The 25,136-nt window shown below is 65.1% G+C and carries 25 protein-coding genes and 1 pseudogene; 18 read left to right on the forward strand and 8 right to left on the reverse strand.

Annotated elements, in window-relative coordinates; all coding sequences use genetic code 11:
• Positions 1–107 precede the first annotated feature (107 nt).
• The 5 genes from norR to ubiT all read left to right on the forward strand — a co-directional run bounded on the left by norR (position 108) and on the right by ubiT (position 4,510).
• On the forward strand, positions 108–1,634 hold the full coding sequence (gene norR, locus RT582_RS03470; RefSeq protein WP_041014508.1) for a nitric oxide reductase transcriptional regulator NorR: 1,527 nt from the start codon (positions 108–110) through the stop codon (positions 1,632–1,634).
• 73 nt (positions 1,635–1,707) lie between these two features.
• Positions 1,708–1,917, forward strand: a complete 210-nt coding sequence (locus RT582_RS03475) for a hypothetical protein (protein ID WP_003299695.1) — start codon at positions 1,708–1,710, stop codon at positions 1,915–1,917.
• Positions 1,918–2,121: 204 nt separating this feature from the next.
• Positions 2,122–3,117 carry a ubiquinone anaerobic biosynthesis protein UbiU gene (gene ubiU / locus RT582_RS03480; RefSeq protein ID WP_313476559.1) on the forward strand — a complete coding sequence of 332 codons (996 nt, stop codon included), beginning with the start codon at positions 2,122–2,124 and terminating at the stop codon, positions 3,115–3,117.
• A gap of 14 nt (positions 3,118–3,131) precedes the next feature.
• Positions 3,132–4,022 (forward strand): U32 family peptidase, encoded by an 891-nt coding sequence (locus RT582_RS03485; RefSeq protein WP_041014507.1) that lies wholly within the window; start codon positions 3,132–3,134, stop codon positions 4,020–4,022.
• Entirely contained in the window at positions 4,016–4,510 is a 495-nt protein-coding gene (gene ubiT, locus RT582_RS03490; RefSeq protein ID WP_003279700.1) for a ubiquinone anaerobic biosynthesis accessory factor UbiT, read from the forward strand. Before RT582_RS03485 ends, ubiT begins: the two co-directional genes overlap by 7 nt.
• A gap of 159 nt (positions 4,511–4,669) precedes the next feature.
• Here ubiT and RT582_RS03495 read toward each other — a convergent pair whose 3' ends face one another.
• Both RT582_RS03495 and RT582_RS03500 read right to left on the reverse strand, forming a co-directional pair.
• Positions 4,670–5,056: a putative zinc-binding protein gene (locus tag RT582_RS03495; protein WP_003299688.1), complete on the reverse strand. Its 387-nt coding sequence runs from the start codon at positions 5,054–5,056 to the stop codon at positions 4,670–4,672.
• Between the two features lie 99 nt (positions 5,057–5,155).
• Positions 5,156–5,833 (reverse strand): Crp/Fnr family transcriptional regulator, encoded by a 678-nt coding sequence (locus RT582_RS03500; protein ID WP_003299686.1) that lies wholly within the window; start codon positions 5,831–5,833, stop codon positions 5,156–5,158.
• A gap of 230 nt (positions 5,834–6,063) precedes the next feature.
• Between RT582_RS03500 and RT582_RS03505 the strand changes: the two genes are divergently transcribed.
• The 3 genes from RT582_RS03505 to RT582_RS03515 all read left to right on the forward strand — a co-directional run bounded on the left by RT582_RS03505 (position 6,064) and on the right by RT582_RS03515 (position 9,004).
• Complete coding sequence (locus RT582_RS03505; protein ID WP_041014506.1) at positions 6,064–8,082, forward strand: ribonucleoside triphosphate reductase; 2,019 nt, start codon at positions 6,064–6,066, stop codon at positions 8,080–8,082.
• Positions 8,083–8,156: 74 nt separating this feature from the next.
• A complete protein-coding gene (gene nrdD / locus RT582_RS03510) occupies positions 8,157–8,312 on the forward strand; it encodes an anaerobic ribonucleoside-triphosphate reductase (RefSeq protein WP_041014505.1) in 156 nt (51 codons plus the stop codon).
• Positions 8,309–9,004 (forward strand): anaerobic ribonucleoside-triphosphate reductase activating protein, encoded by a 696-nt coding sequence (locus RT582_RS03515; protein WP_313476562.1) that lies wholly within the window; start codon positions 8,309–8,311, stop codon positions 9,002–9,004. Before nrdD ends, RT582_RS03515 begins: the two co-directional genes overlap by 4 nt.
• 46 nt (positions 9,005–9,050) lie before the next feature.
• Here the strand turns inward: RT582_RS03515 and RT582_RS03520 are convergent, their stop codons facing one another.
• The 4 genes and pseudogenes from RT582_RS03520 to RT582_RS03535 form a co-directional block, all read right to left on the reverse strand.
• Entirely contained in the window at positions 9,051–10,427 is a 1,377-nt protein-coding gene (locus RT582_RS03520) for a 4Fe-4S binding protein (protein WP_313476563.1), read from the reverse strand.
• Positions 10,424–11,281, reverse strand: a complete 858-nt coding sequence (locus RT582_RS03525; RefSeq protein WP_313476564.1) for an FTR1 family iron permease — start codon at positions 11,279–11,281, stop codon at positions 10,424–10,426. Before RT582_RS03525 ends, RT582_RS03520 begins: the two co-directional genes overlap by 4 nt.
• A gap of 22 nt (positions 11,282–11,303) precedes the next feature.
• Positions 11,304–11,642, reverse strand: coding sequence for a cupredoxin domain-containing protein (locus RT582_RS03530; protein WP_041014501.1), 339 nt, complete (start codon positions 11,640–11,642; stop codon positions 11,304–11,306).
• Positions 11,642–12,175 (reverse strand): annotated as a pseudogene (locus RT582_RS03535) (iron transporter). Before RT582_RS03535 ends, RT582_RS03530 begins: the two are co-directional and overlap by 1 nt.
• A gap of 271 nt (positions 12,176–12,446) precedes the next feature.
• On the opposite strand from RT582_RS03535, the gene mdtD reads away from it, so the two are divergent.
• The 4 genes from mdtD to RT582_RS03555 all read left to right on the forward strand — a co-directional run bounded on the left by mdtD (position 12,447) and on the right by RT582_RS03555 (position 17,258).
• Complete coding sequence (gene mdtD, locus RT582_RS03540) at positions 12,447–13,874, forward strand: multidrug transporter subunit MdtD (protein WP_041014500.1); 1,428 nt, start codon at positions 12,447–12,449, stop codon at positions 13,872–13,874.
• A gap of 232 nt (positions 13,875–14,106) precedes the next feature.
• A complete protein-coding gene (locus RT582_RS03545; RefSeq protein WP_003299674.1) occupies positions 14,107–14,367 on the forward strand; it encodes a hypothetical protein in 261 nt (86 codons plus the stop codon).
• Positions 14,368–14,475: 108 nt separating this feature from the next.
• Positions 14,476–16,302, forward strand: a complete 1,827-nt coding sequence (edd, locus tag RT582_RS03550; protein ID WP_041014499.1) for a phosphogluconate dehydratase — start codon at positions 14,476–14,478, stop codon at positions 16,300–16,302.
• Positions 16,299–17,258, forward strand: a complete 960-nt coding sequence (locus tag RT582_RS03555; RefSeq protein ID WP_041014498.1) for a glucokinase — start codon at positions 16,299–16,301, stop codon at positions 17,256–17,258. Before edd ends, RT582_RS03555 begins: the two co-directional genes overlap by 4 nt.
• A 75-nt stretch (positions 17,259–17,333) precedes the next feature.
• On the opposite strand, the gene RT582_RS03560 is transcribed toward RT582_RS03555, so the two are convergent.
• Complete coding sequence (locus RT582_RS03560; protein WP_102832574.1) at positions 17,334–18,203, reverse strand: MurR/RpiR family transcriptional regulator; 870 nt, start codon at positions 18,201–18,203, stop codon at positions 17,334–17,336.
• 171 nt (positions 18,204–18,374) lie between these two features.
• Between RT582_RS03560 and zwf the strand changes: the two genes are divergently transcribed.
• From zwf to sugE, 6 genes are all read left to right on the forward strand, one after another.
• Positions 18,375–19,844 carry a glucose-6-phosphate dehydrogenase gene (zwf, locus tag RT582_RS03565; protein ID WP_102832573.1) on the forward strand — a complete coding sequence of 490 codons (1,470 nt, stop codon included), beginning with the start codon at positions 18,375–18,377 and terminating at the stop codon, positions 19,842–19,844.
• On the forward strand, positions 19,831–20,544 hold the full coding sequence (gene pgl / locus RT582_RS03570) for a 6-phosphogluconolactonase (protein WP_102832572.1): 714 nt from the start codon (positions 19,831–19,833) through the stop codon (positions 20,542–20,544). The genes zwf and pgl overlap by 14 nt, the downstream gene beginning before the upstream one ends.
• 18 nt (positions 20,545–20,562) lie before the next feature.
• Positions 20,563–21,297, forward strand: a complete 735-nt coding sequence (locus RT582_RS03575) for a bifunctional 4-hydroxy-2-oxoglutarate aldolase/2-dehydro-3-deoxy-phosphogluconate aldolase (RefSeq protein WP_102832571.1) — start codon at positions 20,563–20,565, stop codon at positions 21,295–21,297.
• A 70-nt stretch (positions 21,298–21,367) separates the two neighbouring features.
• Positions 21,368–22,996 (forward strand): NADP-dependent glyceraldehyde-3-phosphate dehydrogenase, encoded by a 1,629-nt coding sequence (locus tag RT582_RS03580; RefSeq protein ID WP_102832570.1) that lies wholly within the window; start codon positions 21,368–21,370, stop codon positions 22,994–22,996.
• Positions 22,997–23,008: 12 nt separating this feature from the next.
• The gene (locus RT582_RS03585) at positions 23,009–23,872 is read left to right on the forward strand and encodes an aldo/keto reductase (protein WP_102832569.1); all 864 of its coding nucleotides are present in this window, start codon (positions 23,009–23,011) and stop codon (positions 23,870–23,872) included.
• Positions 23,873–24,201: 329 nt separating this feature from the next.
• Positions 24,202–24,522: a quaternary ammonium compound efflux SMR transporter SugE gene (gene sugE, locus RT582_RS03590; protein WP_014820923.1), complete on the forward strand. Its 321-nt coding sequence runs from the start codon at positions 24,202–24,204 to the stop codon at positions 24,520–24,522.
• A gap of 37 nt (positions 24,523–24,559) precedes the next feature.
• Here sugE and RT582_RS03595 read toward each other — a convergent pair whose 3' ends face one another.
• Positions 24,560–25,126, reverse strand: coding sequence for a hypothetical protein (locus RT582_RS03595; RefSeq protein ID WP_102832568.1), 567 nt, complete (start codon positions 25,124–25,126; stop codon positions 24,560–24,562).
• Positions 25,127–25,136 lie beyond the last annotated feature (10 nt).

The raw sequence follows: 25,136 nt of genomic DNA on the forward strand, positions 1-25,136 counted from the left end.
AGCCGTGCCAGGCGCCGACACCGCGGAAACTGGCGGCTGCGACACGCTGCTGGTGGAAATTACCCGAAGCGGTTATGGTTCGAAAAACCATGAGGGTATCCAGCACCATGATGGCTGACGCACTGCTTGCCGACCTGACCACCGAACTGCCCAACGCGGTGCGCCTGCAACGTCTGGTGCACACCCTGCACCAGCACTTTCGCTGCGGTGCCGTCGTGCTGTTGCGCCTCGACGAGGACAGCCTGCGGCCACTGGCGGCGGTAGGGCTGGTGCAGGAGGCGCTGGGCCGGCGCTTCGTCGTAGCGCAGCATCCGCGTCTGGCGGCGATCCTCTCCCAGCGCGAGCCGACCTGGTTCGAGCCCGACAGCCGCCTGCCGGACCCCTATGACGGTTTGCTCGACGAGCACATCGGCGAGCCGTTGCCGGTGCATGACTGCATGGGCGTCAGCCTCTACGTCGAAGGCAAGCTGTGGGGTGCGCTGACGCTGGATGCGCTGCATGCCGGCACCTTTGGCGATGACGCCCGCTGCGACCTGCAGCGCTACACACTGGTGATCGAGGCCGCGGTGCGGGTTACCCGGCTGGAGCATGAGAATCGCGGTCTGCGCCTGGCGCGTAGCGACGTAATGGAAGCCGCACTCGATCATGGTGATGGCGAAATTCTCGGTCAGAGCGATGTGATCCGCGAACTGCTGCGCGAATTGCAGGTGGTGGCCGATTCCGAATTGCCAGTGCTGCTGCTGGGCGAGACCGGTGTCGGCAAGGAGCTGTTCGCGCGCTGGCTGCATCGGCATTCGCGGCGGCGCAACAAGCCGCTGGTGCACGTCAACTGCGCGGCACTGCCGGAATCCCTGGCCGAGAGCGAACTGTTCGGCCACGTCAAAGGCGCGTTCTCCGGTGCCACCACCGATCGGCCCGGTCGTTTCGACGCCGCCAATGGCGGCACGCTGCTGCTCGACGAGGTTGGCGAGCTGCCGCTGACGGTGCAGGCCAAGCTGCTGCGCACCTTGCAGAATGGCGAGATCCAGCGCCTCGGTGCGGACAAACCGCGCCAGGTCGATGTGCGCATCATCGCCGCGACCAACCGCAACCTGCGCGAAAGCGTGCGTGACGGGCATTTTCGCGCCGATCTCTATCACCGGCTGTCGGTCTATCCGGCGCCGATTCCACCCTTGCGCGAGCGTGGCAACGACGTGCTGATCCTCGCCGGGCACTTCCTCGAACTCAATCGCGCGCGGCTGGGGCTGCGCAGCATGCGACTGTCGCCGGCCGCCGAGCGCGCTCTGCTGGCCTATTCCTGGCCGGGCAACGTGCGCGAGCTGGAGCATGTGGTCAGCCGCGCGGCGCTGCGCCTGCTCAGCCGTGGCGCGTCGCGCAGCGAGATCCTGACGCTGGAGCCCGATCTGCTGGACCTGGACAGCCATGCTGTCGGTGCGGTCGCGGCGCAGGTAGCCGATGAGCCGGTAGTCGCCGACGAGGTGCTGCCGCTGCGCTACACCGTCGATGCTGCCCAGCGCCAGGCCATCGTCCGGGCGCTGGAGGCCAGCGGCGAGAACTGGGCGCAGGCCGCCCGCCTGCTGGATGTCGACCCGAGCAACCTGCACAAACTGGCGCGACGGCTAAAGCTCAAGTAGCGCCCGTCGGCCAGCGAGAGTCGCAGACGACCAGCCATGGTCTAACCTCACATCACCACGCGAGGAGAGCTCCATGGCACTGGACCAGAACGAATTCGAAGCACTTTTGAGCGAGGCGCAGGCCTTCGCCGAACGCGCCGCCAGCGAAAACAATCCGCTGCACTATCGCGACGCCTTCGCTGCGAGCCTGAAGGCCATACGCCTGCTTGGTGAGGAGTCCGGCGCGTGGCGGCAGATGGTCGCCCGTGCCACCGAGGAATTCGAGGGCGACGAGGGCATTTGAGGCAATTGCGCGCCAGCCATGGCACGGCTGGCGCGCACCTTCCGCTGCATTTCGTCGCAGTCGCGACGTCCGAGCAAACTTGACCCCTATCAATGCTGGCCAATGGTCAGCTGCCTAGACTGCCGGCTGTTTTCCGTTCAGCCGAACGACCGCCACGCCATATCGGTGCGTGGCGCGCATGTACCCGAATGTCTAGGAGTTGTCATGCACCTGGTCTGCCCGGCAGGAAGCCTGCCCGCGCTCAAGGTCGCCGTCCAGCAGGGCGCCGATGCCATCTATGTCGGATTTCGCGACGACACCAACGCTCGCCATTTCGCTGGCCTCAATCTCGATGAAAAGCAGCTCGACAAGGGTCTGCAGCTGATCCGCGAGAAGGGCCGGCAGCTGTATATCGCCGTCAACACCTATGCCCAGCCGGACGGCTGGAATCGCTGGCAGCGCGCCGTGGATCAGGCCGCCGACATGGGCGTGGATGCGCTGATCGCGGCCGACCCCGGCGTGCTCGGCTATGCCAGCAAGCGCCATCCCAAACTCAATCTGCATCTGTCGGTGCAGGGGTCGGCTACCAATGCCGCCGCGCTGGGCTTCTATCAGCAGCGCTACGGAATCAGCCGCGCTGTGCTGCCGCGGGTGCTTTCGCTCAAGCAGGTCAAGCAGGTCGCGGCGAGCAGCCCGGTGCCGATCGAAGTATTCGCGTTTGGCAGCCTGTGCATCATGGCCGAGGGTCGTTGCCATCTGTCTTCGTACCTTACCGGCGAATCACCCAATCTCTGTGGCGTCTGCTCGCCGGCCAAGGCGGTGCGCTGGAGCGAGGAGCCGGAAGGGCTGACCTCGCGCCTCAACAACGTGCTCATCGACCGCTACGCCGAAGGCGAATCGGCTGGTTACCCGACGCTGTGCAAAGGGCGCTTCATGGTCAATGGTCAGCGCTTCCACGCGCTCGAAGAACCCACCAGCCTGAACACCCTGGATCTGATCCCCGAGCTTTCCGCCATCGGCGACACCGCGATGAAGATCGAGGGCCGCCAGCGCAGCCCGGCCTATGTCGAGCAGGTCACTCGGGTCTGGCGCGCGGCGCTGGACAGCTATCTCAAGGCGCCGCAGCGCTACGCGGTCGAACCCGGCTGGCGGCAGGTGCTGGACGGTCTCTCCGAAGGCTCGCAAACCACCCTGGGTGCCTACCATCGGGCCTGGCAATGAACGAGGAGTCACCCATGAAACTGTCTCTGGGCCCGGTGCTGTTCTACTGGGATCGCCAGCAGACGCTGGACTTCTACGCCAACATGGCCAGCCAGCCGCTGGATGTTATCTACCTCGGCGAAACCGTTTGCTCCAAGCGCCGCGCGCTGATGCTCGACGACTGGCTTGGTCTGGCCCGCGATCTGGCTGAAGCCTCCTCGGCGCAGCTGGTGCTGTCCGGCCTGACCCTGGTCGAAGCCGCTTCCGAGCTATCCAGCCTGCGCCGCCTGTGTGACAACGGCGAGCTGCTGGTGGAAGCCAATGACATGGGCGCGGTGCAGCTGATGTCCGAGCGCAAGCTGCCCTTCGTTGGCGGCCCGGCGCTGAACCTATACAACGGCCACGCCCTGGCCGAGCTGGTGGCCAGCGGCATGACCCGCTGGGTGCCGCCGGTGGAAGCCTCCGGCAAGCTGATCAAGAGTGCCCGCGCGCAACTGCAGGAGCTGGGCGTGGCACTGCCGGAAATCGAGATATTCGCCTATGGTCATCTGCCACTGGCCTATTCGGCGCGCTGCTTCACCGCCCGTGCCGAGAACCGGCCGAAGGACGACTGCCAGTTCTGCTGCCAGAACTATCCCGAGGGCATTCCGCTGCTGAGCCAGGAGGGTGAGGCGCTGTTCACGATCAACGGTATCCAGACCATGTCTGCAGCGGTCAGCAACCTGCTCGCCGACTACGCGGGTCTGGTCGACAGCGGTGCCGATCTGCTGCGCCTGAGCCCGCGCGCTGCCGGTATGGACGAGGTGGTCGCTGCCTTCGATGCGGTGCGCAAGGGCGCGCTGCCGCCGCTGGCGGTGGACGGTTGCAATGGGTATTGGCATGGCCAGCCGGGCATGCTGCGCGCCGAGGAGGCCGGATTATGCTGAATCCACGTGCCCATCTGGTGAATCTCGGCGGGCGGCTGTTGCCGCTTGCGGCCAAGACGCCATTCCTGCTCCAGCGCCTTGCGCTGGAGCGCAGCCTCAATCAGGTATTCGCCGAAGCACTGAGCGACGGCGCCTTTGACGTGCTTGACGGCCACTGGATGAAGCTCGAAGTCGCCGACCTCGGCCTTGCCTGGTGCCTGACCTGCGAGCGCGAGCAGCTGCGCATTGCGGCGCAGGCACCGGTGGAGGTGACCATTCGCGGCAACTGGCGCGAGTTCCTGCTGTTGGCCAGCCGTCAGGAAGACCCGGATACGCTGTTCTTCCGCCGCCGGCTGGTTATCGAGGGTGATACCGAGCTGGGCCTGGCGATCAAGAATCTGATCGACAGTCTCGACCCCGACACGCTGCCGAGCTGGCTGTGGAAACTGCTGCAGGGTGCCGGCGAGGAGGTGGCGGCGGCCGGCCGGGCACAGGCGGCCAGAGCCTGACCGATTGTTCCGCCCGCAGCCGTCGCAAACTGCCTGCGCCTGCAAGGCTCAGGCTGGCGGACCGCCCCGGCGCGGCGCAGCAGTGCGGGGGGCGCAGGGCGCGCTACCCGCTGGAACGAACTGTTCCGCGATTCCAGCGACACGCTCAGTCCGTGGGTTTCAGGCCGTGCGCAACTGCATCCGGTCACTGGCGATAATGTCTTTCATGTCATCGAACAGCGCGCTGATCTCCTCCTCGCTGCAGTCTTCCCGATAGCGCTTGCGCAAGCCGTAGCTGCTGAGGGTGATGTGCACGTCGGGTGTCACGCCGTGCTGCGCGAGGCAGGCGCGGGCGCAATGCATCGGGCAGCCGTCGATGGCGAGAATGGGGCGGCCGGAGTTGGCTTTCTTCACCAGCGCTGCAACGCGCCCGCCGACGCCGGCGATGCAGGACATTTCCGCCAGCCCGGCGCGATCGAGACGCACCGCCAGGGTGTTGGCCAGCTGCGCGACATTCGAACAACCGGAGCATGAATAGACCAGGGGCGCAGGCGTTGTGGTGATCATCGCGTTTTCCTGACGGTGGCGTGGCGCGGGTCATTTTCCAAGGCGCGCCGGCGACTGGCTTTGACAGCAATCAAGAACACTGGGGCGTTCTGCCGCAGGTCACTCGTCATAGGCGGCGAGCTTGCGGTTGTCGAGAATCTCGATGCGTCGCCGCTGGACCGATATGGTTCCGGCGTCGATCAGCCGATGCAGGATGCGCGAGAAGGTTTCCGGCTGAATGCCCAGTTTCGACGCGATCAAGCGTTTCGGCACATCGAGCACCACCACGCCGCTGTCGTCCTGCTGCGATTGCGCGAGAAAGCGCACCACGCGATGGCTGGCGTTGGCCAGGGTGAGGGTGTCGATCTCGGTCATACGCTGGTGCAGACGAATGCTCAGGGTGGCGAGGATGTCTAGGCAGATATCCGGGTGCTGCTCGAGAATTCGCCGGTAATGCGGCCCGTTCAGGCTCGCCACCAGGCTGGCCTTTAGCGCGGTGGCGCTGACCGGATAGCTCGGCGTGCCCTTGAACAACAGCGCTTCGGCGAACGATTCACCGGCACGCATCACTTCCACCAGCTTCTCCTGCCCGTCGCAGACTACGCGGTGCAGCTTGATCTGGCCGCTGAAGAGGAAATAGAAGCGGTCGGCCTTATCGCCCTGATGAAACAGCGAGGCCCCCGCAGGCAGGCGCTTCAGGTTGGCAGAGGTGCACACCTCCTGTAACGCCGCCTCGGGCAGTCGGCTGAACAGATGGTGGCGGCGCAATTCCGCGACCAGGGTTTTTTCAGTGAGCATGTGTCCTCCCCCGGATTGAACCGGGTTTATCAGCCTGCATCCTAGGAGTCCGGTGTCCGCCGCTTCCTTGATCACGGACAAGAGTGTCGGCCATGAGCCGTCGGCGCCGTCGGGCGATCACTTGCCTGTGCTTGACGATGATCAATTCGGTAATGAGGTTCCACCTCTAAAGTCACACCATATTGTGTTTCTTGCGAATAAATTCACTACATATGGTTATGGAGGCGTTGATGCCCAGGCAGGCAGAGGTGGCGAAACCGGTTTCACTGCGCAAGCGCGATGGCCGACTGGCGGCGTTCGAAGTGGACAAGATCGAGCGCGCCATCGCGGCGGCGGGCGCGGCGACCGGCGAGTTCGAGTTGGCAGTGGCGCAGGCATTGGCCCAGGCCGTTCGTCAGCAACTGGCCCATCGCACGGCGGTGGAGGTGGAGCAGGTGCAGGACGGCGTCGAGCGTGCCCTGATGGCAGCCGGCTACTTCGATACCGCCCGGGCCTACATTGTCTACCGCGAACGCCATGCGCGTCTGCGCCGAGATCGCAAGGTGGTGGTCGAGGTCGCCGCCTCGATGAACGAATACCTCTCCCGCGAAGACTGGCGGGTGCGCGCTAACGCCAACCAGGGCTACTCACTCGGCGGGCTGATCCTCAACGTGTCTGGCAAGGTCACCGCCAACTACTGGCTGGACGAGGTCTACAGCCCGGAGATCGGCACGGCGCATCGCGAAGGTGATCTGCATATCCATGACCTGGACATGCTCGCCGGCTATTGCGCTGGCTGGTCACTGCGGACCCTGCTCAATGAGGGCTTCAACGGGATTCCGGGGCGGGTTGAGGCCAGCCCGCCCAAGCATCTGTCCAGCGCGCTGGGGCAGATGGTCAATTTTCTCGGCACGCTGCAGAACGAGTGGGCCGGCGCGCAGGCATTCAGCAGCTTCGATACCTACCTTGCACCGTTCGTGCGCAAGGACAACCTTGGCTTCGCCGAAATCCGCCAGGCCATTCAGGAGTTCATCTACAACCTCAACGTGCCGTCGCGCTGGGGCACGCAGACCCCGTTCACCAACCTGACCTTCGACTGGGTCTGCCCGGAAGATCTGCGCGAGCAAATCCCCTACATCGGCGGCGAGGAGATGCCCTTCGCCTACGGCGAGCTGCAGGCCGAGATGGAGCTGATCAACCGTGCCTATATAGAAGTGATGCAGGCCGGTGACGGCCTCGGCCGGGTTTTCACCTTCCCGATCCCGACCTACAACATCACCCACGATTTTCCCTGGGACAGCGAGAACGCCGAGCGCCTGTTCGAGATGACCGCGCGCTACGGGCTGCCGTACTTCCAGAACTTCCTCAATTCGGACATGCAGCCGAACCAGGTGCGTTCGATGTGCTGCCGCCTGCAGCTGGACGTGCGCGAGCTGCTCAAGCGCGGTGGCGGGCTGTTCGGTTCTGCCGAGCAGACCGGTTCGCTGGGCGTGGTGACGGTGAACTGTGCACGCCTGGGCTATCTCTTGCGCGGTGACAAGGCGGCGCTGCTCGAGCAATTGGATGCGCTGCTGGACATGGCGCGGCAGAGTCTGGAGGTCAAGCGCAAGGTCATCCAGCACCATATGGATGCCGGGCTCTACCCCTACACCAAGCGTTATCTGGGCACACTGCGCAATCACTTCTCCACCATCGGGGTGAACGGTCTGCACGAGATGGTGCGCAATTTCACCGACGACACCGAGGGGCTGCAGACCGCTGCCGGTCGCGCGCTGGCGATCGAGGTGCTCGACCACGTGCGGGCGCGGCTGGTGCAGTTCCAGGAAAACACCGGGCACCTCTACAACCTCGAGGCGACGCCGGCCGAAGGCACCACCTATCGTTTCGCCAAGGAAGACCGCAAGCGCTTCCCCGACATCCTCCAGGCGGGTTCGGCCGAGGCGCCGTACTACACCAACTCCTCGCAACTGCCGGTCGGCTTCACCGACGACCCCTTCGAGGCCTTGGAGCTGCAGGACGAGCTGCAGTGCAAGTACACCGGCGGCACCGTGCTGCACCTGTACATGGCCGAGCAGATTTCCTCGGCCGAGGCCTGCAAGAAGCTGGTACGCAATGCGCTGTCGCGCTACCGCCTGCCGTACCTGACGGTAACGCCCACCTTCTCGATCTGCCCGGTGCACGGTTATCTCGCTGGCGAGCACGAGTTCTGCCCGAAGTGCGATGAGGCGCTGCTGCACAAGCAGCAAGCCGAAGCGGCCCTGGCGGTCTGATCTGCGATCCCGTGTCACGCCGCTCCAATAGGTGCGGCGCCGCATAATCAACCCTAAGCAAAAGGAGCGTCACCATGAACCCACCCAGCCAACTGCCCCAGGACCAGCGCCAACGTTGCGAAGTCTGGACCCGCGTGATGGGCTATCACCGCCCGGTTACCGCATTCAATCCGGGCAAGCAGTCCGAGCATCGCGAGCGTCTGCATTTCACCGAAGCAGCGGCGCGGTGACCGCAGCACTTCGCGTCGGGGGGCTGGTCCCCCTGACCACGCTGGATTTCCCAGACCATCTGGCCTGCGTGCTGTTCTGCCAGGGTTGCGGCTGGCGCTGCCGCTACTGCCACAACCCGCAGCTGATCCCCGCCTCCGGCAGTGAGGAAAAGCCCTGGCCGGAGATTCTCGCCTTTCTCGAACAGCGCGTCGGCTTGCTCGAGGCGGTGGTGTTCAGCGGTGGCGAGCCGACCCTGCAGACCGCGCTGCCCGAGGCCATCGCCCAGGTGCGGGCGCTGGGCTACAAGGTCGGCCTGCACAGCGCCGGCATCAAGCCGAAGCTGTTCGCCAACATCCTGCCGCTGGTGGATTGGGTCGGTTTCGACATCAAGGCGCTACCCGAGCACAGTAGCGCGATCACCGGCGTGGATGGCAGCGGCAAGGCCAACTGGAAGAGTCTCGAACACCTGCTGCAAAGTGACGTCGAGCATGAGTGCCGGACCACCGTGCACTGGCAGCTGTTCGACGCCGATGCGCTGTGGGACATGGCCCAGCGCCTGCGCCGACTGGGTGTCGAACGCTTCGCCGTGCAGTGCGTGCGCACCGCGCGGATGCTCGACGACAGCCTCGCCGAGAGCCGAGCACCCTACGATCAGCAACAGCTGTGGGAAAGGCTGGGCCAGCTGTTCCCTTCGTTCGTCCTGCGCGGTTAGGTCTATGTGGGCCGCAGCGGACGGCCCACTCAATGCCTCATCGACCTCAGCTCCAGCCCCAGAACTGCAGCCACCAGCCATAGCCCACCAGCGCGCAGCCGGCGTTGACGCAGGCGAACGCCAGCAGCCGGCGCAGGCCGTTGCCGCCGTGACGGCTGATGACGTTCCAGGCCAGGTAAAGACTCCAGAGTACGGCACCGATCAGCAGCGCGGCGCGAGCCGGTTGCGCCCAGGCCAGTAGCAAGCCCTCGTAGCGCAGCAGCTTGACCGTGGTGGCGGACAGGCCGAGAAACAGCCCGGCGCCACCCAGCGGCACCAGTGCCAATGCGAGGTGCTGGAACACATTGTCGCCACGGCGCATTACCCGCACGGCGGCGCGCAGCAGTAGCCACAACGCACCGCCGACGAGCAACGAGGCACCGAAGATGTAGGTGAGGATCACGGCGCCATCGAGCCAGGTGAAGGCATCGTTGGCCTGCGGATAGTGGGTCAGCAGCCACCAAGGCGCGTTGGCTTCCAGCGGCCAGATGATGTCGCTATCCACCAGCCATTCCGCGGCGGCCTGCTTGAGGGTGATGAACCAGGGACTGACCGTCCACTGGAAGGCGCCCATGGCCAGGCCGATCATGCCGAACAGCAACAGCGTGCTGTCCCAGTGATCGCTTTGCTGCTGGCCGCCGACGATAAGAATTTCCGAATTGGGCGAACGGGCGCTCAGCTGCACTGCACCGCGCTGGCTGCTGCATCGGCCACAGGCATGGCAATCGGCATTGCCCTGCATGCGGCGGATGTCGATAAGCGGGGCGCAGTTGGGCGTCGGCAGGTGCGGTTCACGATTTTCCAGCCAGCGCTGTTCGTCGACCTTGTAGTGCACCGGCGCCAAGCGGGCGAGCAGGGCGAACACGCCGCTGACCGGGCACAGATGGCGGCACCAGACCCGCTTGCCGCGGCCGTAGAGAAAGCCCACCAGCATCGCCGCGACGGTGGAGCCGCCGAGGATCAGCAGTGCCGCCTGGGCATAGTCATAGACGCTGATCAGCTGGCCGTAGACGGTGGTGAGGATGAAGGCGATGGTCGGCCAGCCGCTCCAGCGCACCCAGCGCGGCGTGCGTTTGTTCAGCCCGCGCCAGCTGATCCATTCGCTGAGCGAGCCTTCGGGGCAGAGCACGCCGCACCACAGGCGACCGAAGAAGATCATCGACAGCAGCACGAAGGGCCACCACAGGCCCCAGAAGATGAACTGCGCCAGTACCGTCAGGTTATCGAGCATGCCGGCCTGGGCCGGCGGCAGATCAAGAAAGGCGGGGATCACCAGCAGCGTCAGGTAGAACCCCACCACCAGCCATTGCAGCGTGCGAATGGCTTTCGCATGCTGGCGCAGCAGGTCACCGAGTCGCGCCAGCCACGGCGCCTGGGTGATCATGCTGGCCTCGCAGCGAGCTGCACCTGTGCCCGCGGTTTGAGCCATGTCCACGCGGCGAGCCAGTAAAGGCCCAGAACTACCGTGGCGGCCAGCGAAGGCATGGCGCGATAGCCGGTGAGGCCGGCCAGGGTGCCGCCGAGCGCGCCGCCATCATCCAGCAGGGACGAGGTATCCCAGAGCGGATCGCCGAACACCGTGTACAGCACTTCCGGTACGTCCATACCCATCAGCTGGCCGCTGAAGCGATCCAGCGCGGCCATCAGCAATGCGCCGCCGAGCAGCAGCAACATCACTTCGCTGACCTGGAAAAAACGCCGCCAGCTGAAGTAGCGGCTGCCGGCCTGCAGGGCTGCATAACTGAGCACTGCGAGGACGAAACCGAGTACACCGCCGATGACGAAGCGGGTGAGGTCCATACCCGCCTGCTGGTTACCGATGCCGTAGAGGAACACCACTGTCTCGCTGCCTTCACGGCCCACGGCGAGCATGGCCAGCAGCAACAGGCCGATGCCGCTGCCCTGGCTGAGCTTTTCCGCGGCGCTGTTCTGCAGGCTGGTCTTCAGCGTGCGGCCATGCTGATGCATCCAGCCGACCATGTGCAGGATCAGCAGGCTGGCTACCAGCAGCATCGCGCACTGGAACCATTCGCCACCGCTGCCCGCCAGCCAGTCGCCGGCATGCAATACCCCCCAGCCCAGCGCAGCGGCCAGACCGAGACCGGCGGCGACACCGGCCCAGAGCATGCGCAGCGCATTGCCCGCGCCTGGTTGCTGGCGCAGCCAGGCATGCAGGATGCCGATGACCAGCAGGGCCTCGACGCTTTCGCGCCAGACGATGAACATGGATTGGCCCATGGGACTCTCCTCAGAAAAGCAACTACTTGGCGACGATCTCGCCTTCGGGAAGATCCATATGGAATTCGTCGAAGAATGGATAGCGGCCCGGCTTCAGTGGGTGGATCACGACGAAGGAGGTCACCCCGGGTGACAGCACCTTCTCGACGCGTAGCGGGGTGCTCTCGAACTCGGTCGGCCCGCTGCCGGCGTTGTGCACGATGATCTTGAAGCGCTGGCGGGCAGGGACTTCGATGGTCGCTGGCTCGAAGTGGCCGTCACGTATGGTCAGCTCGTACGTCGGCAGCGCGGCCTGCGCCGGGCTCGCGAGCCCGACCAGTATCGGCAGCACGCCGAGCAGCGATTGCCCGGCGCGACGCATCAGTAGCCCCCTTTCTTGCCGATGCCGGCGTAGGTGAACTCGTACGTCAGCTCGCAGCCTTCGAACCAGGGGGCGACGCCGGTTTCCTTGTCGGTGTGGCGACCGAACATGTTGTGCCCCGAGCCTGGCGGCAGGATCTTGTAGGTCAACTGGTACTTGCCTGGGCCGAGCAGCTTGACGTTGTCACCGTAGTGCGGGCCGTCGTTTGCCACCATCGGATGGAAATCGCCTTCGACGACTTCGTCGGAACCCTTCTTGCGCAGCGTGTAGTGGATGCTCAGATATGGCACGAAGCTGCCTTCCTGCCAGCCGTTGCGGTTGTCTTCGGTGGCGCTGATATCGGCCTCGAGATGCACGTCGGACTCGGCCGCGGCACGCATCATGCCCGGTGGGTCCATTTCGACCGGCTGCAGATACACCGCGCCGACCTCCATGCCGCCGCACTGCTGCGGTTCGCCGATGGGCTATTCCTTCGCCTGGGCGAGCGGGGTGAGCAGCAGGGTGGTGATGGCCAGTGTGGCGGGGATGCGCATTGGGAATTCTCCGGAAACAGAAAGGACGGAGCGAAGATTGCACTTGCGCTTCCGAATGATAATGATTCGCGTCAATTTCCCAAGAAATATTTTGTTACCGGTGTCTGAATGCAAGGCTGTATGCCGCTGCAGATGGCTATTTGCGGGCGCTGCAGGCTAACTGCGACAGGTCGTCACAGTGGCGCTTGGTGTGGGTGTGCGGGGAGCAGCGACCCGAACCGGCGCCGAACGAATCCTCTAAGATGGTGCACCTTTCGTATCCGGGGACTTCATGCAACCGCCCGTCTCACTCGACGCCCGTACCGCGCGAATTTTGCCGTGGCTGGTGGCCATCGCCTTCTTCATGCAGACGCTGGACGGCACCATTCTCAATACCGCGCTGCCCGCCATGGCGCGCGATCTGGCGGAAAACCCGCTGCGTATGCAGGGCGTTGTGATCGCGTACATGCTCACAGTGGCGTTGCTGATTCCGGCATCCGGCTGGATTGCTGACCGCTTCGGTAGCCGGCGCATCTTCGTGACCGCCATCGTGCTGTTTTCCGTGGGCTCGCTGTTGTGCGCGTTGTCGACCAGCTTCAACCAGCTGGTGGCTTCCCGCGTGCTGCAGGCGCTGGGCGGAGCGCTGATGCTGCCGGTGGGGCGGCTGGTGGTGCTGCGGGCATTTCCGCGCAGCGACTTCGTGCGGATCATGGCCTTTATCGCACTGCCAGGACTGGTCGGCCCGTTGCTCGGGCCAACCCTGGGTGGCTGGCTGGTGGAGTACGCCTCCTGGCACTGGATCTTCCTGATCAATCTGCCGGTGGGCGTGATTGGCTGCATCGCCGCGCTGCGCTTCATGCCCGATCTCAAAGGGCCCGAGCGGGTGCGCTTCGATACGCTCGGCTTCCTGCTGTTCGGCGCAGCGATGGTGCTGGTCACCATCGCGCTGGAGGGGCTCGGCCAGATGCACATGTCGCATGCCCGGGTGATGCTGCTGCTGTTCGGCGGCGCAGCGTGCATGGCGGCCTACTGGCTGCGCGCCGGGCGCATCGATGCGCCGCTGTTCAGCCCTAAGCTGTTCCATACGCGCAGCTTTGCGGTGGGCATCTTCGGCAACCTGTTTGCCCGGCTGGGTGGTGGCGCGCTGCCGTTCCTGTTGCCATTGCTGCTGCAGGTGGCGCTTGGCTATTCGCCGGCGCAGGCCGGGATGAGCATGATTCCGCTGGCCTTGGGTGCGATGGCGGTCAAATCCCTGGCCAAGCCGATCATCGATCGTCTCGGTTATCGCCGTCTGCTGATCGGCAACACGCTGCTGCTCGGCTGCCTGATCGCCAGCCTGGCGACCATCGATGGACAAACGCCGACGTGGCTGCTGCTGGTGCATCTGGGCCTGATCGGCATGGTCAACTCGATGCAGTTCACCGCGATGAACACCGTCACCCTGGTCGGCCTTAGCCATGCCGACGCCAGTAGCGGCAATAGCCTGCTGTCGGTGGTGGTGCAGCTATCAATGAGCCTTGGCGTCGCCACCGCCGGTGCGCTGCTGGGAGGCTTTACCGTGGACGACGCGCAGGGCAGCGAGGTGCTGCGGGCATTTCAGCTGACGTTTCTCTGCGTCGGCGGTATGGCGATGCTCGCTGCCGCATTGTTCCTGCAGCTGGAACATCGCGACCCTGGCCATGACGACGATGTGCGGCGACCGGTGGACGTCGGCGAGTAATCCTCTGTCGACCTGTAACGAATCACGACAGGTGGTCGCAGTGGCGCTGCGTCATGCTGGCACATCGCCGGGCGGCCTGCGTGGTCCATAGCCGTCCTTCACTAGCAGATGGCGGCAATGACCTGCTGCAAATGTTTACCTGTGCAAGTAAACATTATCGACCTGTCGTCATAAGCTACATATCGTTGAGCCTCTGGAAGCGGCATTGCGCCGCAAGCAAAGGAGCGAAACGATGAGTGCAATGAGCCTCGCCTGGCTGCTGATCGGCACCTCGCTGTGCGGCGTGATGGTGCTACTGGTACTGCTCTGGCTGCTATGGATGGGCCGGCAGAGCCAATGCCGAGAACTGGAAGTGCTGCGCGAACTGCTGGATGGCCTTGGTCAGGTGATCGTGCGCCTGGAGCAGGACAAGGCTGAGTTGACTTCCGGGCTGCGGGCGGAAAAGGCGCAAGCCGCCCAGCTACGTCGTCAGCTAGAACTGCTACGTCGTTGAGCGTGGTGTTATTTTGTTGTTTAAACAAACATATTTCTTCGAAATCGTCCCGCTCGTCGTTATGATGCCGCCTGATTGTTTATAAAAACTACAAATCAGGAGGTTTTCATGCATCCCGTAGTGGTCGAAGTCACCCAGCGCCTGATCAAGCGTAGCCGGCCTACGCGCGAAGCCTATCTCGCCATGGTTCGCGGCGCTGCCAGTGCCGGGCCTGCCCGCAACGGCGCGCAATGCGCGAACTTCGCCCATGGCGTTGCCGGTTGCGGCGCGCAGGACAAGCAGCGCCTGCGGCTGCCGGATGCGGCCAACATCGCCATCGTCACGGCCTACAACGACATGCTCTCGGCGCATCAGCCCTATGAGGACTACCCCGAGCGCCTGCGCCACGCGCTGCGCGATATCGGCTCGGTGGGGCAGGTGGCCGGCGGTGTGCCGGCGATGTGTGACGGCGTCACCCAGGGCGAGCCGGGCATGGAGCTGGCCATCGCCAGTCGCGAGGTGATCGCCATGAGCACCGCGGTGGCGCTGTCGCACAACCTGTTCGATGGGGCGCTGCTGCTCGGCATCTGCGACAAGATCGTTCCCGGTTTGCTGATCGGTGCGCTGCGCTTCGGGCATCTGCCCGCTGTGTTCGTGCCGGCCGGGCCGATGCCGTCCGGCCTGGCCAACAAGGACAAGGCCGCGGTGCGCCAGCGCTACGCCGAAGGCAAGGCAGGTCGCGACGAGCTGCTGGCGGCGGAAATGCAGGCCTATCACAGTCCCGGTACCTGTACCTTCTACGGCACCGCCAACACCAACCAGATGCTGATGGAGGTCATGGGCCTGCACTTGCCGGGCTCTTCCTTCGTCAACCCGGGCACGCCATTGCGCGATGCGCTGACCGCCGAGGCCGCGCGGCAGGTCACTCGACTGACGCCACAGGGCGGCAGCTTCACGCCGCTCGGTGAGCTCGTCGACGAGCGCGTATTGGTCAACGCCATCGTCGCGCTGCATGCCACCGGCGGCTCGACCAATCACACCCTGCACATGCCGGCCATCGCCCAGGCGGCGGGCATCCAGCTGACCTGGCAGGACATGGCCGACCTTTCCGCAGTGGTGCCGACGCTGGCGCGGGTCTATCCCAATGGCTCAGCCGACATCAATCACTTCCATGCCGCGGGCGGCGTCGCGCTGCTGGTGCGCGAGCTGCTCGATGCCGGCCTGCTGCATGAGGATGTGCATACCGTGATGGGTCGTGGCCTCAGTCGCTATACCCAGGAGCCCTTCCTCGAAGGCGGTCGATTGACCTGGCGTGAAGGCGCTGCGGCGAGCCTGGACGAAAGCATCCTGCGGCCGGTTGCGCGGCCGTTCTCGGCTGAAGGCGGGCTGCGGGTGATGAGCGGCAATCTCGGTCGCGGGGTGATGAAGGTGTCCGCCGTGGCGCCCGAGCACCGTGTCGTGGAAGCGCCGGCGCGGGTCTTTGCCGATCAGCTGGAGTTGGTCGAGGCCTTCAAGGCGGGCGAGCTGGAGCGCGACGTCGTTGCGGTGGTGCGCTTCCAGGGGCCGCGCGCCAACGGCATGCCCGAGTTGCACAAGCTGACGCCTTATCTTGGTCTGTTGCAGGACCGCGGTTTCAAGGTCGCGCTGGTCACCGACGGGCGCATGTCCGGTGCGTCGGGCAAGGTGCCGGCGGCGATTCATGTGTGCCCGGAGGCAATCGATGGCGGCCCGTTAGCGCGCGTGCGCGACGGCGATCTGCTGCGTGTGGATGGGCAGAACGGTGTGCTCGAGGTGCTGGTCGATGCCGCCGAGCTGGCCGATCGGTCGCCGGCTGCTGCGCCGCCTGTGGGTGTGCAGGGCTGCGGGCGCGAGCTGTTTGGCTTTATGCGCTCGGCGTTCAGCTCCGCTGAGCAGGGCGCCAGCGTGTTCACTGCTGGGCTGGAGGCGCTGCGATGAGGCTGGCGCTGGTCGGCGATATCGGCGGCACCAATGCGCGCTTCGCGCTGTGGCGCGACTCGCGGCTGGAGTCGGTACGGGTGCTGGCGGCGGCGGATTTCGCCACGCCCGAAATGGCGGTTGAGTATTACCTGGCATCCCTCGGCCTGGCGCCGGGCAGCGTCGAGGCAGCCTGTTTGGCCTGCGCCGGGCCGGTCAAAGGCGAGCAATTCACGTTCACCAACAATCACTGGCGGCTGACGCGAAGCGACTTCTGCGGCGCCCTGCAGCTGGACGAGCTGCTGCTGATCAATGACTTCGCCGCGATGGCGCTAGGCATGACGCGGGTAAGCGAGACGGGGCGGCGCATGATCTGTGCTGGTGAGGCCGAGCCCGATGCGCCGGCCCTGGTTATCGGGCCGGGCACCGGGCTTGGCGTCGCCGCGTTGCTGCCCTTGGGTGGCGGTAATTGGCGTGCTCTGCCGGGGGAGGGTGGACACGTCGATCTGCCCGTGGCGGATGCTCACGAGGCGGCGCTGTGGCAGATGCTCTTCGCCCAGCTTGGCCATGTGCGCGCGGAAGACGTGCTCAGTGGTGGCGGCCTGTTGCTGCTCTATCGTGCGGTCTGTGCCCTGGCCGGTTTGATGCCGCGACTGGTGTCGCCGGCTGAGGTCACGGCGGCTGCGCTGGCTGGCGATCATGTCGCGGTGGCGACCCTGGAGCAGTTCTGCGTGTGGCTCGGGCGGGTCGCCGGCAACAACGTGCTCACGCTCGGCGCGCGCGGTGGGGTGTATATCGTCGGTGGTGTGGTGCCGCGTTTCGCCGATTTTTTCGCGGCCAGCGGTTTCGCCCGAGGCTTCGCCAGCAAGGGTTCCATGAGCGGCTATCTCGGCGATGTGCCGGTGTGGCTGGTCACCGCTGACTATCCGGGGCTGGAGGGCGCCGGTGTGGCGCTGGAACAGGCGCTGGCACGCTGATCGGGTGCTTTTTCGGATATGTGGCGGCCGGATGTTGTTATAGCAACATCCCCTTCTCATGCCGGCGCGATTGCCTTAGCTCGGCTCTTCGTCCGCCGGATAACGGCTGGCATTGAGGCTTTCCTTCACCTTGCGGAGGTGCGGCTGGAAATCCACGCCGCGGCGCAGGGTCATGCCGGTGGCGAGCACGTCGAGCACGGTGAGCTGGATGATGCGCGAGGTCATCGGCATGTAGATGTCGGTGTCCTCGGGCAGCGGGATGTTCAGGCTCAGCGTGCAGGCCTGCGCCAGTGGCGAGCCGGCGGCGGTCAGGCCGAGTACCGAGGCGCCGTTCTGTCGTGCGATACGTGCCACCTCCACCAGTTCGCGGGTGCGCCCGGTGTAGGAAATGATCACGAACAGCTCGCCGGTATGCGCCACCGAGGCCAGCATGCGCTGCATCAGCACGTCCGAATGCGCGGTGACCGCCAGGTTGAAGCGGAAGAATTTGTGCTGCGCATCCAGTGCCACCGAGGCTGAGGCACCGAGGCCGAAGAAGTGGATCTGCCGGGCCTGGATCATCAGGTCGACGGCGCGGCTGACCAGCTGCGGATCGAGGCTCTGGCAGGCGCTATCCAGCGAGGCGATGGCCGAGCCGAAAATCTTGCGCGTGTATTCCGCCGGGCCGTCGTCGGGCTCCACCGCCTGGCTGACATAGGCGGCGCCGCTGGCCAGGCTCTGCGCCAGTTGCATCTTCAGTTCCGGGTAGCCGCTGACGCCGAACGAGCGACAGAAGCGATTCACTGTCGGCTCGCTGACCTGCGCGGTCTGCGCCAGGGTGGCGATGCTGAAGCGGGTGGCCTGCTGCGGGTTGCGCAGGATCACCTCGGCGACCTTGCGCTCGGCCTTGTTGAGGTCTTCGATGCGGCGCTGAATCTGCTCGAGCAGGTTGTGTACGCGGTCCATGTCGGTCCTGATGCGGCTTGCCAATGGGGTGGCCTATCCTACTGAGGGCGGTGCGGAGCGGCCACAGGTATCTAAATTTGCGGCAAATGTTGTTTTTATTACTACATTGAACTTGAATAACAGGGCATCGCAGTGTATTCATAGTGCAGTTTTAGTAGAAGAACAAACATCATGACGCCACTATCTGTCGAACCCTGCACCCTGGCGCTGTTCGGCGCCCTCGGTGATCTGGCCCTGCGCAAGCTGTTTCCCGCGCTCTATCAGCTCGATCGCGCCGGTCTGCTGCCAACCGAAACGCGCCTGCTCGCGCTGGCTCGCGAGAGCGGCGAGGCGGCAAGCCATCTGGCGTTGATCGAAGAACATCTGCGCCGCCACGTCGGCGAACGCGACCTCGATGAAGCCGTGCTTCAGCGCTTCATGGCGCGCCTGGACTACCTGAGCATGGATTTCCGCCGCGCCGAGGATTTCGCCGCGCTGGCGGACAAGGCCGGCAACGCGGATAGCATCGTCGCCTTCTTTGCCACGCCGGCATCTGTCTACGGCGCGATCTGCGCCGGGCTGGCCGAGGCGGGCCTGGCCGAGCGCACCCGCGTAGTGCTGGAAAAGCCCATCGGCCACGACCTGGAGTCGTCCCGCGAAGTGAACGAAGCGGTGGCGCGCTTCTTCCCGGAAGACCGCACCTACCGCATCGATCATTACCTGGGCAAGGACACGGTGCAGAACCTGATCGCCCTGCGTTTCGCCAACAGCCTGTTCGAAACCCAGTGGAACCAGAATCACATCTCCCACGTGGAGATCACCGTTGCCGAAACCGTCGGCATCGAAGGCCGCTGGGGCTACTTCGACCAGGCCGGCCAGCTGCGCGACATGATCCAGAACCACCTGTTGCAGCTGCTCTGCCTGATCGCCATGGACCCGCCCAGTGACCTCTCGGCCGACAGCATCCGCGACGAGAAGGTCAAGGTGCTCAAGGCGCTGGCGCCGATTGCGCCGGAGCATCTTGGTCAGCAGCTGGTGCGCGGCCAGTACGTCGCCGGCAGCATCCTCGGCCGCCACGTGCCGGGCTATCTGGAGGAAGAAAACTCCAACACCCAGAGCGACACCGAAACCTTCGTCGCGCTGCGGGCGGAAATCTGTAACTGGCGCTGGGCGGGCGTGCCGTTCTACCTGCGTACCGGCAAGCGCATGCCGCAGAAGCTGTCGCAGATCGTTATCCACTTCAAGGCGCCGCCGCACTACATCTTTGCCCCGGAACAGCGCCAGCTTATCGGCAACAAACTGATCATCCGCCTGCAGCCGCAGGAGGGCATCTCGCTGCTGGTGATGACCAAGGACCAGGGCCTGGACAAGGGCATGCAGCTGCGCAGCGGCCCGCTGCAGCTGAATTTCTCGGAAACCTACAAGAGCCCCCGCATCCCCGACGCCTACGAGCGGCTGTTGCTGGAAGTGATGAAGGGCAACCAGAACCTCTTCGTGCGCAAGGACGAAATCGAATACGCCTGGAAGTGGTGCGACCAGCTGATCGACGGCTGGCAGCGCGTCGGCGCCCCACCCAAACCTTACGCAGCAGGCAGCTGGGGACCGGCTGCCTCGATTGCCCTGATCAGCCGTGATGGCAGGAGTTGGTATGACGATCTCTAATCTCGATCTGCCGGTGCAGACCCTGGGTTTCAGCCTTGGTGACGCCGAGCAGCTGGCCGGCGAACTGGCGCTGACCGTGAGCAACGCGCTGCGCAGCGCGATTGCCGAACGTGGCGCGGCGACGCTGGTGGTTTCCGGCGGCCGCAGCCCGATCGCCTTCTTCGAGCGGCTGGCGCAGCAGCAACTGGATTGGGCCAAGGTCACCGTCAGCCTCGCTGATGAGCGCTGGGTGCCGGTCAGCCATCCCGACAGCAACGAAGGCCTGTTGCGCCGCCATCTGTTGCAGGGCCCGGCCGCTGCGGCGCGTCTGGTTGGCCTGTATCAGAGCGCGGCAAGCCTCGAACTGGCCGCCGACCGCGCCGATGCCGTATTGGCCGAGCTGCCGCCGATTGACGTATTGGTGCTGGGCATGGGCGAGGACGGCCACACCGCCTCGCTGTTCCCCGATAGCCCGAATCTGCAGCAGGCGCTCGACCCGCGTGGTACGCGGCGTTGCCTGCCGATGCAGGCGCCGACTGTGCCGCGCCAGCGTTTGAGCATGAGCCTGGCGTTGCTGGCCAGCGCGCGGCTGACGCTGCTCGCCCTGCACGGTCGCGGCAAGCTGGCCACGCTCAATCAGGCGCTGGCTGGCGAGCCCTACGAAGCGATGCCGATCCGCGCATTCCTCGCCCGTCCCCTCGAAATCTACTGGTGCCCCTGAGGCCGCAAGGAATTTTCCATGACATCTATCCAAACCAGCGCCGACGCCATGACCGACAAGATCGCCCTGATCGACCAGTGGTGCAGCGCTGCGCGCATCCTGCCGGTGATCACCATCGAGCGTGAGGCGGACATCCTGCCGTTGGCCGATGCTCTGGCCGCCGGTGGCCTGCGCGTGCTGGAAATCACCCTGCGATCGGCGCTGGGCCTGGGCGCGATTCGCCTGCTGCGCGAGCAGCGCCCGGAGCTGATCGTCGGCGCCGGCACCGTGCTCGACGCCAACATGCTCGAGCAGGCCGAGGCCGCCGGGGCGCAGTTCATCGTCTCGCCCGGCAGCACCCCGGCGCTGCTCGAAGCCGCCTTGCAGGGTCCGCTGCCGCTGCTGCCAGGCGTCGCCAGCGCCTCGGAAATCATGCTCGGCTACGCCATGGGCTATCGCCGCTTCAAGCTGTTCCCGGCCGAGATCTGTGGCGGCGTGGCAGCACTCAAGGCACTGGGCGGGCCGTTCGGTGACATCCGCTTCTGCCCGACTGGCGGTGTCAATGCGCGCAATGCGCGGGATTACCTGAGTCTGGCCAATGTGATGTGCGTCGGCGGCACCTGGATGGTCGACGCCAAGGCCGTGCGTGCCGGCGACTGGGCCGCCATCGAAAGTGCTACGCGCCAGGCCCTGCAGGCGCTGGACAGTGCACCGGCCGAGCTGCCACGTGACTTCGACCTGCGCGCCGAGCGTGCCGAGCAGCGCGAGCTGTAACAGTCCCATCCCCTGCGGCGGGCGAAGGTCCGCCGCCTCTTTCACCATCTTCTCGCTACCTGGAGGTTGCATGAGCAACGCGCGCCCGCTTTCCGAGCTTTTCCCCCGTCTGGATGAGATTCCCGAAGCCTATCGGCCGGACGCACCGGTGACGCAGCGCGACTATCTGGTCGATGGCGAGTTGATGCACTGGGACGGCCCGCTGGCTGAAGTTCGCAGCCCGGTGTTCCTGCGCGAGGCCGATGGCAATGAGCGTCAGGTGGTCCTCGGTAGCACGCCACTGCTGGATACCGACGCCGCGCTGCGTGCGCTGGACGCCGCCGTTGCCGCCTATGACTACGGCCGCGGGGCCTGGCCGACCATGCGTGTGGCCGAGCGTATCGCCCATGTCGAGGCCTTCCTGGCGCGTATGCGCGAGCAGCGCGAGGCGGTGGTCAAATTGCTGATGTGGGAGATCGGCAAGAACCTCAAGGATTCCGAAAAGGAGTTCGATCGCACCTGCGACTACATCGTCGACACCATTCATGCGCTGAAGGAGCTGGACCGCAGCTCCAGCCGTTTCGAGCTGGAGCAGGGCACGCTCGGCCAGATCCGCCGCGTGCCGATGGGAGTGGCGCTGTGCATGGGCCCGTACAACTACCCGCTGAACGAAACCTTCACCACGCTGATCCCGGCGCTGATCATGGGCAACACGGTGGTGTTCAAACCGGCCAAGTTCGGCGTGCTGCTGGTACATCCGCTGCTCGAAGCCTTCCGCGACAGCTTCCCGGCCGGCGTCATCAACGTTATCTACGGCCGTGGTCGCGAGACGGTCAGCGCACTGATGGCCAGCGGCAAGATCGACGTGTTCGCCTTTATCGGCACGCACAAGGGCGCCGCCGATCTGAAGAAACTGCACCCGCGTCCGCACCGCCTGCGTGCTGCGCTGGGGCTGGATGCGAAGAACCCGGGCATCGTCCTGCCGGATGTCGATCTGGATAACGCCGTGGAAGAGGCGGTGACCGGCGCGCTGTCGTTCAACGGCCAGCGCTGCACAGCGCTGAAGATCCTCTTCGTGCATGAGGCGGTGCTCGATGGTTTCCTCGAACGCTTCGCTGCGCGGGTCAACGCGCTCAAGCCGGGCATGCCCTGGGAGCCGGGCGTGGCGCTGACGCCGCTGCCCGAGCCGGGCAAGACCGATTATCTGCATGCCGTGCTCGAAGACGCCGTGGCCAAGGGTGCGCGGGTGATCAATGCCGGCGGCGGCGAGTCGCACCAGACCTTCTTTCATCCGGCGGTGCTGAGCCCGGTTGATTCGTCCATGCGTGTCTATCACGAAGAGCAGTTCGGCCCGCTGGTGCCCGTAGTGCCGTACCGCGACCTGCAGGAAGTAATCGACTATGTGACTGCCTCCGACTACGGCCAGCAGCTGTCGATCTTCGGCAACGATCCGGCGCAGGTCGGCGAGCTGGTCGATGCCTTCGTCAACCAGGTCGGTCGCATCAACATCAATGCCCAGTGCCAGCGCGGGCCGGATAGCTATCCGTTCAACGGCCGCAAGAATTCGGCCGAGGGAACGCTGTCGGTACACGATGCGCTGCGGGTGTTCTCCATCCGCACCCTTGTGGCGACCCGTTTCAACGAGGCCAACAAGCAGCTGGTTGACACCATCATCCGGGAGCGTCGCTCGGGCTTTCTGACCACCGATTACATCTTCTGACGGAGCCTTGCCATGGCCTCGCCCGTGCTCGCCCAGCCGCTGTTGCTGGGCATGATGCGCCTGCTGGAATACCCCGAGCTGGGTGAACCCCAGGCACTGCTGGCGTTCATCAAACGCTGCGTCGAGCGCGGGCTGAACGGTTTCGACCATGCCGACATCTATGCCGGCGGGCGCTGCGAGGCGCACTTCGGCGCGGCCCTGCGTCAGGCACCGGGGCTGCGTCAGCGCCTGCAGATCATCGGCAAGGCCGACATCGTACCGGCCGGACAGGATTGTTCGCGCTGGCGGGTCAAGCACTACGACTCCAGCGCCCGCTATCTGCGCCAGGCGGTGGACGGCAGCCTGACGCGGCTGGGTGTCGAGCGGCTCGACGGCTTTCTGCTACATCGGCCGGACCCGCTGTTGCAGGTCGACGAGGTGGCGGACACGCTGAACGACCTGATCGCCAGCGGCAAGGTCGGCTGGGTAGGGCTGTCGAATGCCGAGGTGTTGCATTGCCAGGCATTGGCGCAACGCGTGCCGCTGCGCTGCAACCAGATCGAACTCTCGCTGCAGGCCCAGCAAGGGGTATGGGACGGCGGTTTGCATGCCTTGCAGGCCGCGGGTCTGCAAGTGCTGGCCTGGGCGCCGATGGCCGGTGGGCGTTTCGGCGAGCGACTGCGCAGTGCGCTCGAAGAAGTCGCCGCGGATCGGGGCGCAACGGCCAATCAGGTGGCGCTGGCCTGGCTTCGGGAATTGCCCGGCCACCCGTTGCCGATCCTCGGCAGCCTGCGCTGGGAACGGATCGAGGAGGCGCTGCAGGGCGTCGAATTGGAGCTGGACCGCCCCGCCTGGTTCTACCTGAGCGCAGCGGCCCGCGGGCATGAGGTGGCGTAGGCAGGGGCTCATCTGTCCGCCATCCAAGGTGGAAAATGCTTCGCAGTTTTCCACCCTACGCGAGGTTCGCAGGGTGGATGACGCTTCATCCATCCACCGCCCGGCATCCGCAAAGAGATCACATTCGACAGATCCCTCGATTCAAAACACCACATCAATGATTGATCGTGCGCGCTTTCGTGGGTAGGCCGCTACACGCCAGCGATCAAGGTGCGCTGCGAGTGGTCCAAAACAGTGCGCCGCTGTGCTAGGGTCGCGTCCGTCGCGGGACGACCCGCTGGCATGTCGAATCGTGCGGGGACGGCCCTGCAGTTGATGGAGTCATCGTCATGCATTCGGCCTGGATCATGCTGATCGTAGCCGGCCTTCTGGAAGTGGGTTGGGCCATTGGCCTCAAGGCTTCCGAAGGCTTCACCCGCCCGCTACCCAGCGTGCTCACCATAGCGGCCATGGCTGGCAGCTTTTTCCTGCTCGCGCGTGCCATGCAGGTTCTGCCGGTGGGTACCGCCTACGGCATCTGGGTCGGTATCGGCGCATTGGGTACCGTGCTGCTGGGCATTCTCATCTTCGGCGAAAGCGCCTCGCCCGCGCGGCTGGTGAGCGTGCTGCTGTTGCTGGCTGGGCTGGTTGGTCTGAAGCTGAGCGCCTGAGGAGTCTCTGCGGCGCTCACTCCCGAACGGGTGCCCGTCAGTCCTGCAGCTTCAGATGCGAGATATCCGGCACCACGGCGGTGGTGTCGCGCGGCTTTTCGCCCATGTCGCTGCCCACCGGGGCAAGGCTGAACTGAGAAAGGTCCACGCGCGGCGCCTCTGGCTCGGGCCGGGCGTCCTGCAGGTCGACGCCGATCGGCGCAATACCGAAGTCCGGTGCCTCGACGTCGGCGAAGGCTGCCATGTATTCGTCACGCGGCGTCACCTTGAGTATGGCCGGGGCGTCGCTCGTTTTTCCTGCGCTGCTCTCGGTGCTGGCCGTGCTGGTCGCCGTCGATGCCGGAGGCGGCGCCAGTTCGATTTCCTCCACATCGACGGGCAGCGGTTTGAGTTCTACCTGCGCGCCGGCACGCTCCATCGCCTGGCGATATTTTTCGGCCGCGGCGAAGTCCAGATTCTGCTTGATCACGATGCGCCGGCCGGAGAACAGCAGCGCGATACGCTGGGCGTCGGCCTGGAACAGCTTGGTCAGGTTGGCCTCGACCTGCTCGAGCTTGGCGCCCGGGAGCAGTTGGCCGGAAAAGGCGATCTCGTAGAGACTCATGGTGCGGTTC

This window comes from Stutzerimonas kunmingensis (assembly GCF_032106285.1).
Taxonomy (GTDB): Bacteria; Pseudomonadota; Gammaproteobacteria; order Pseudomonadales; family Pseudomonadaceae; genus Stutzerimonas; species Stutzerimonas kunmingensis_B.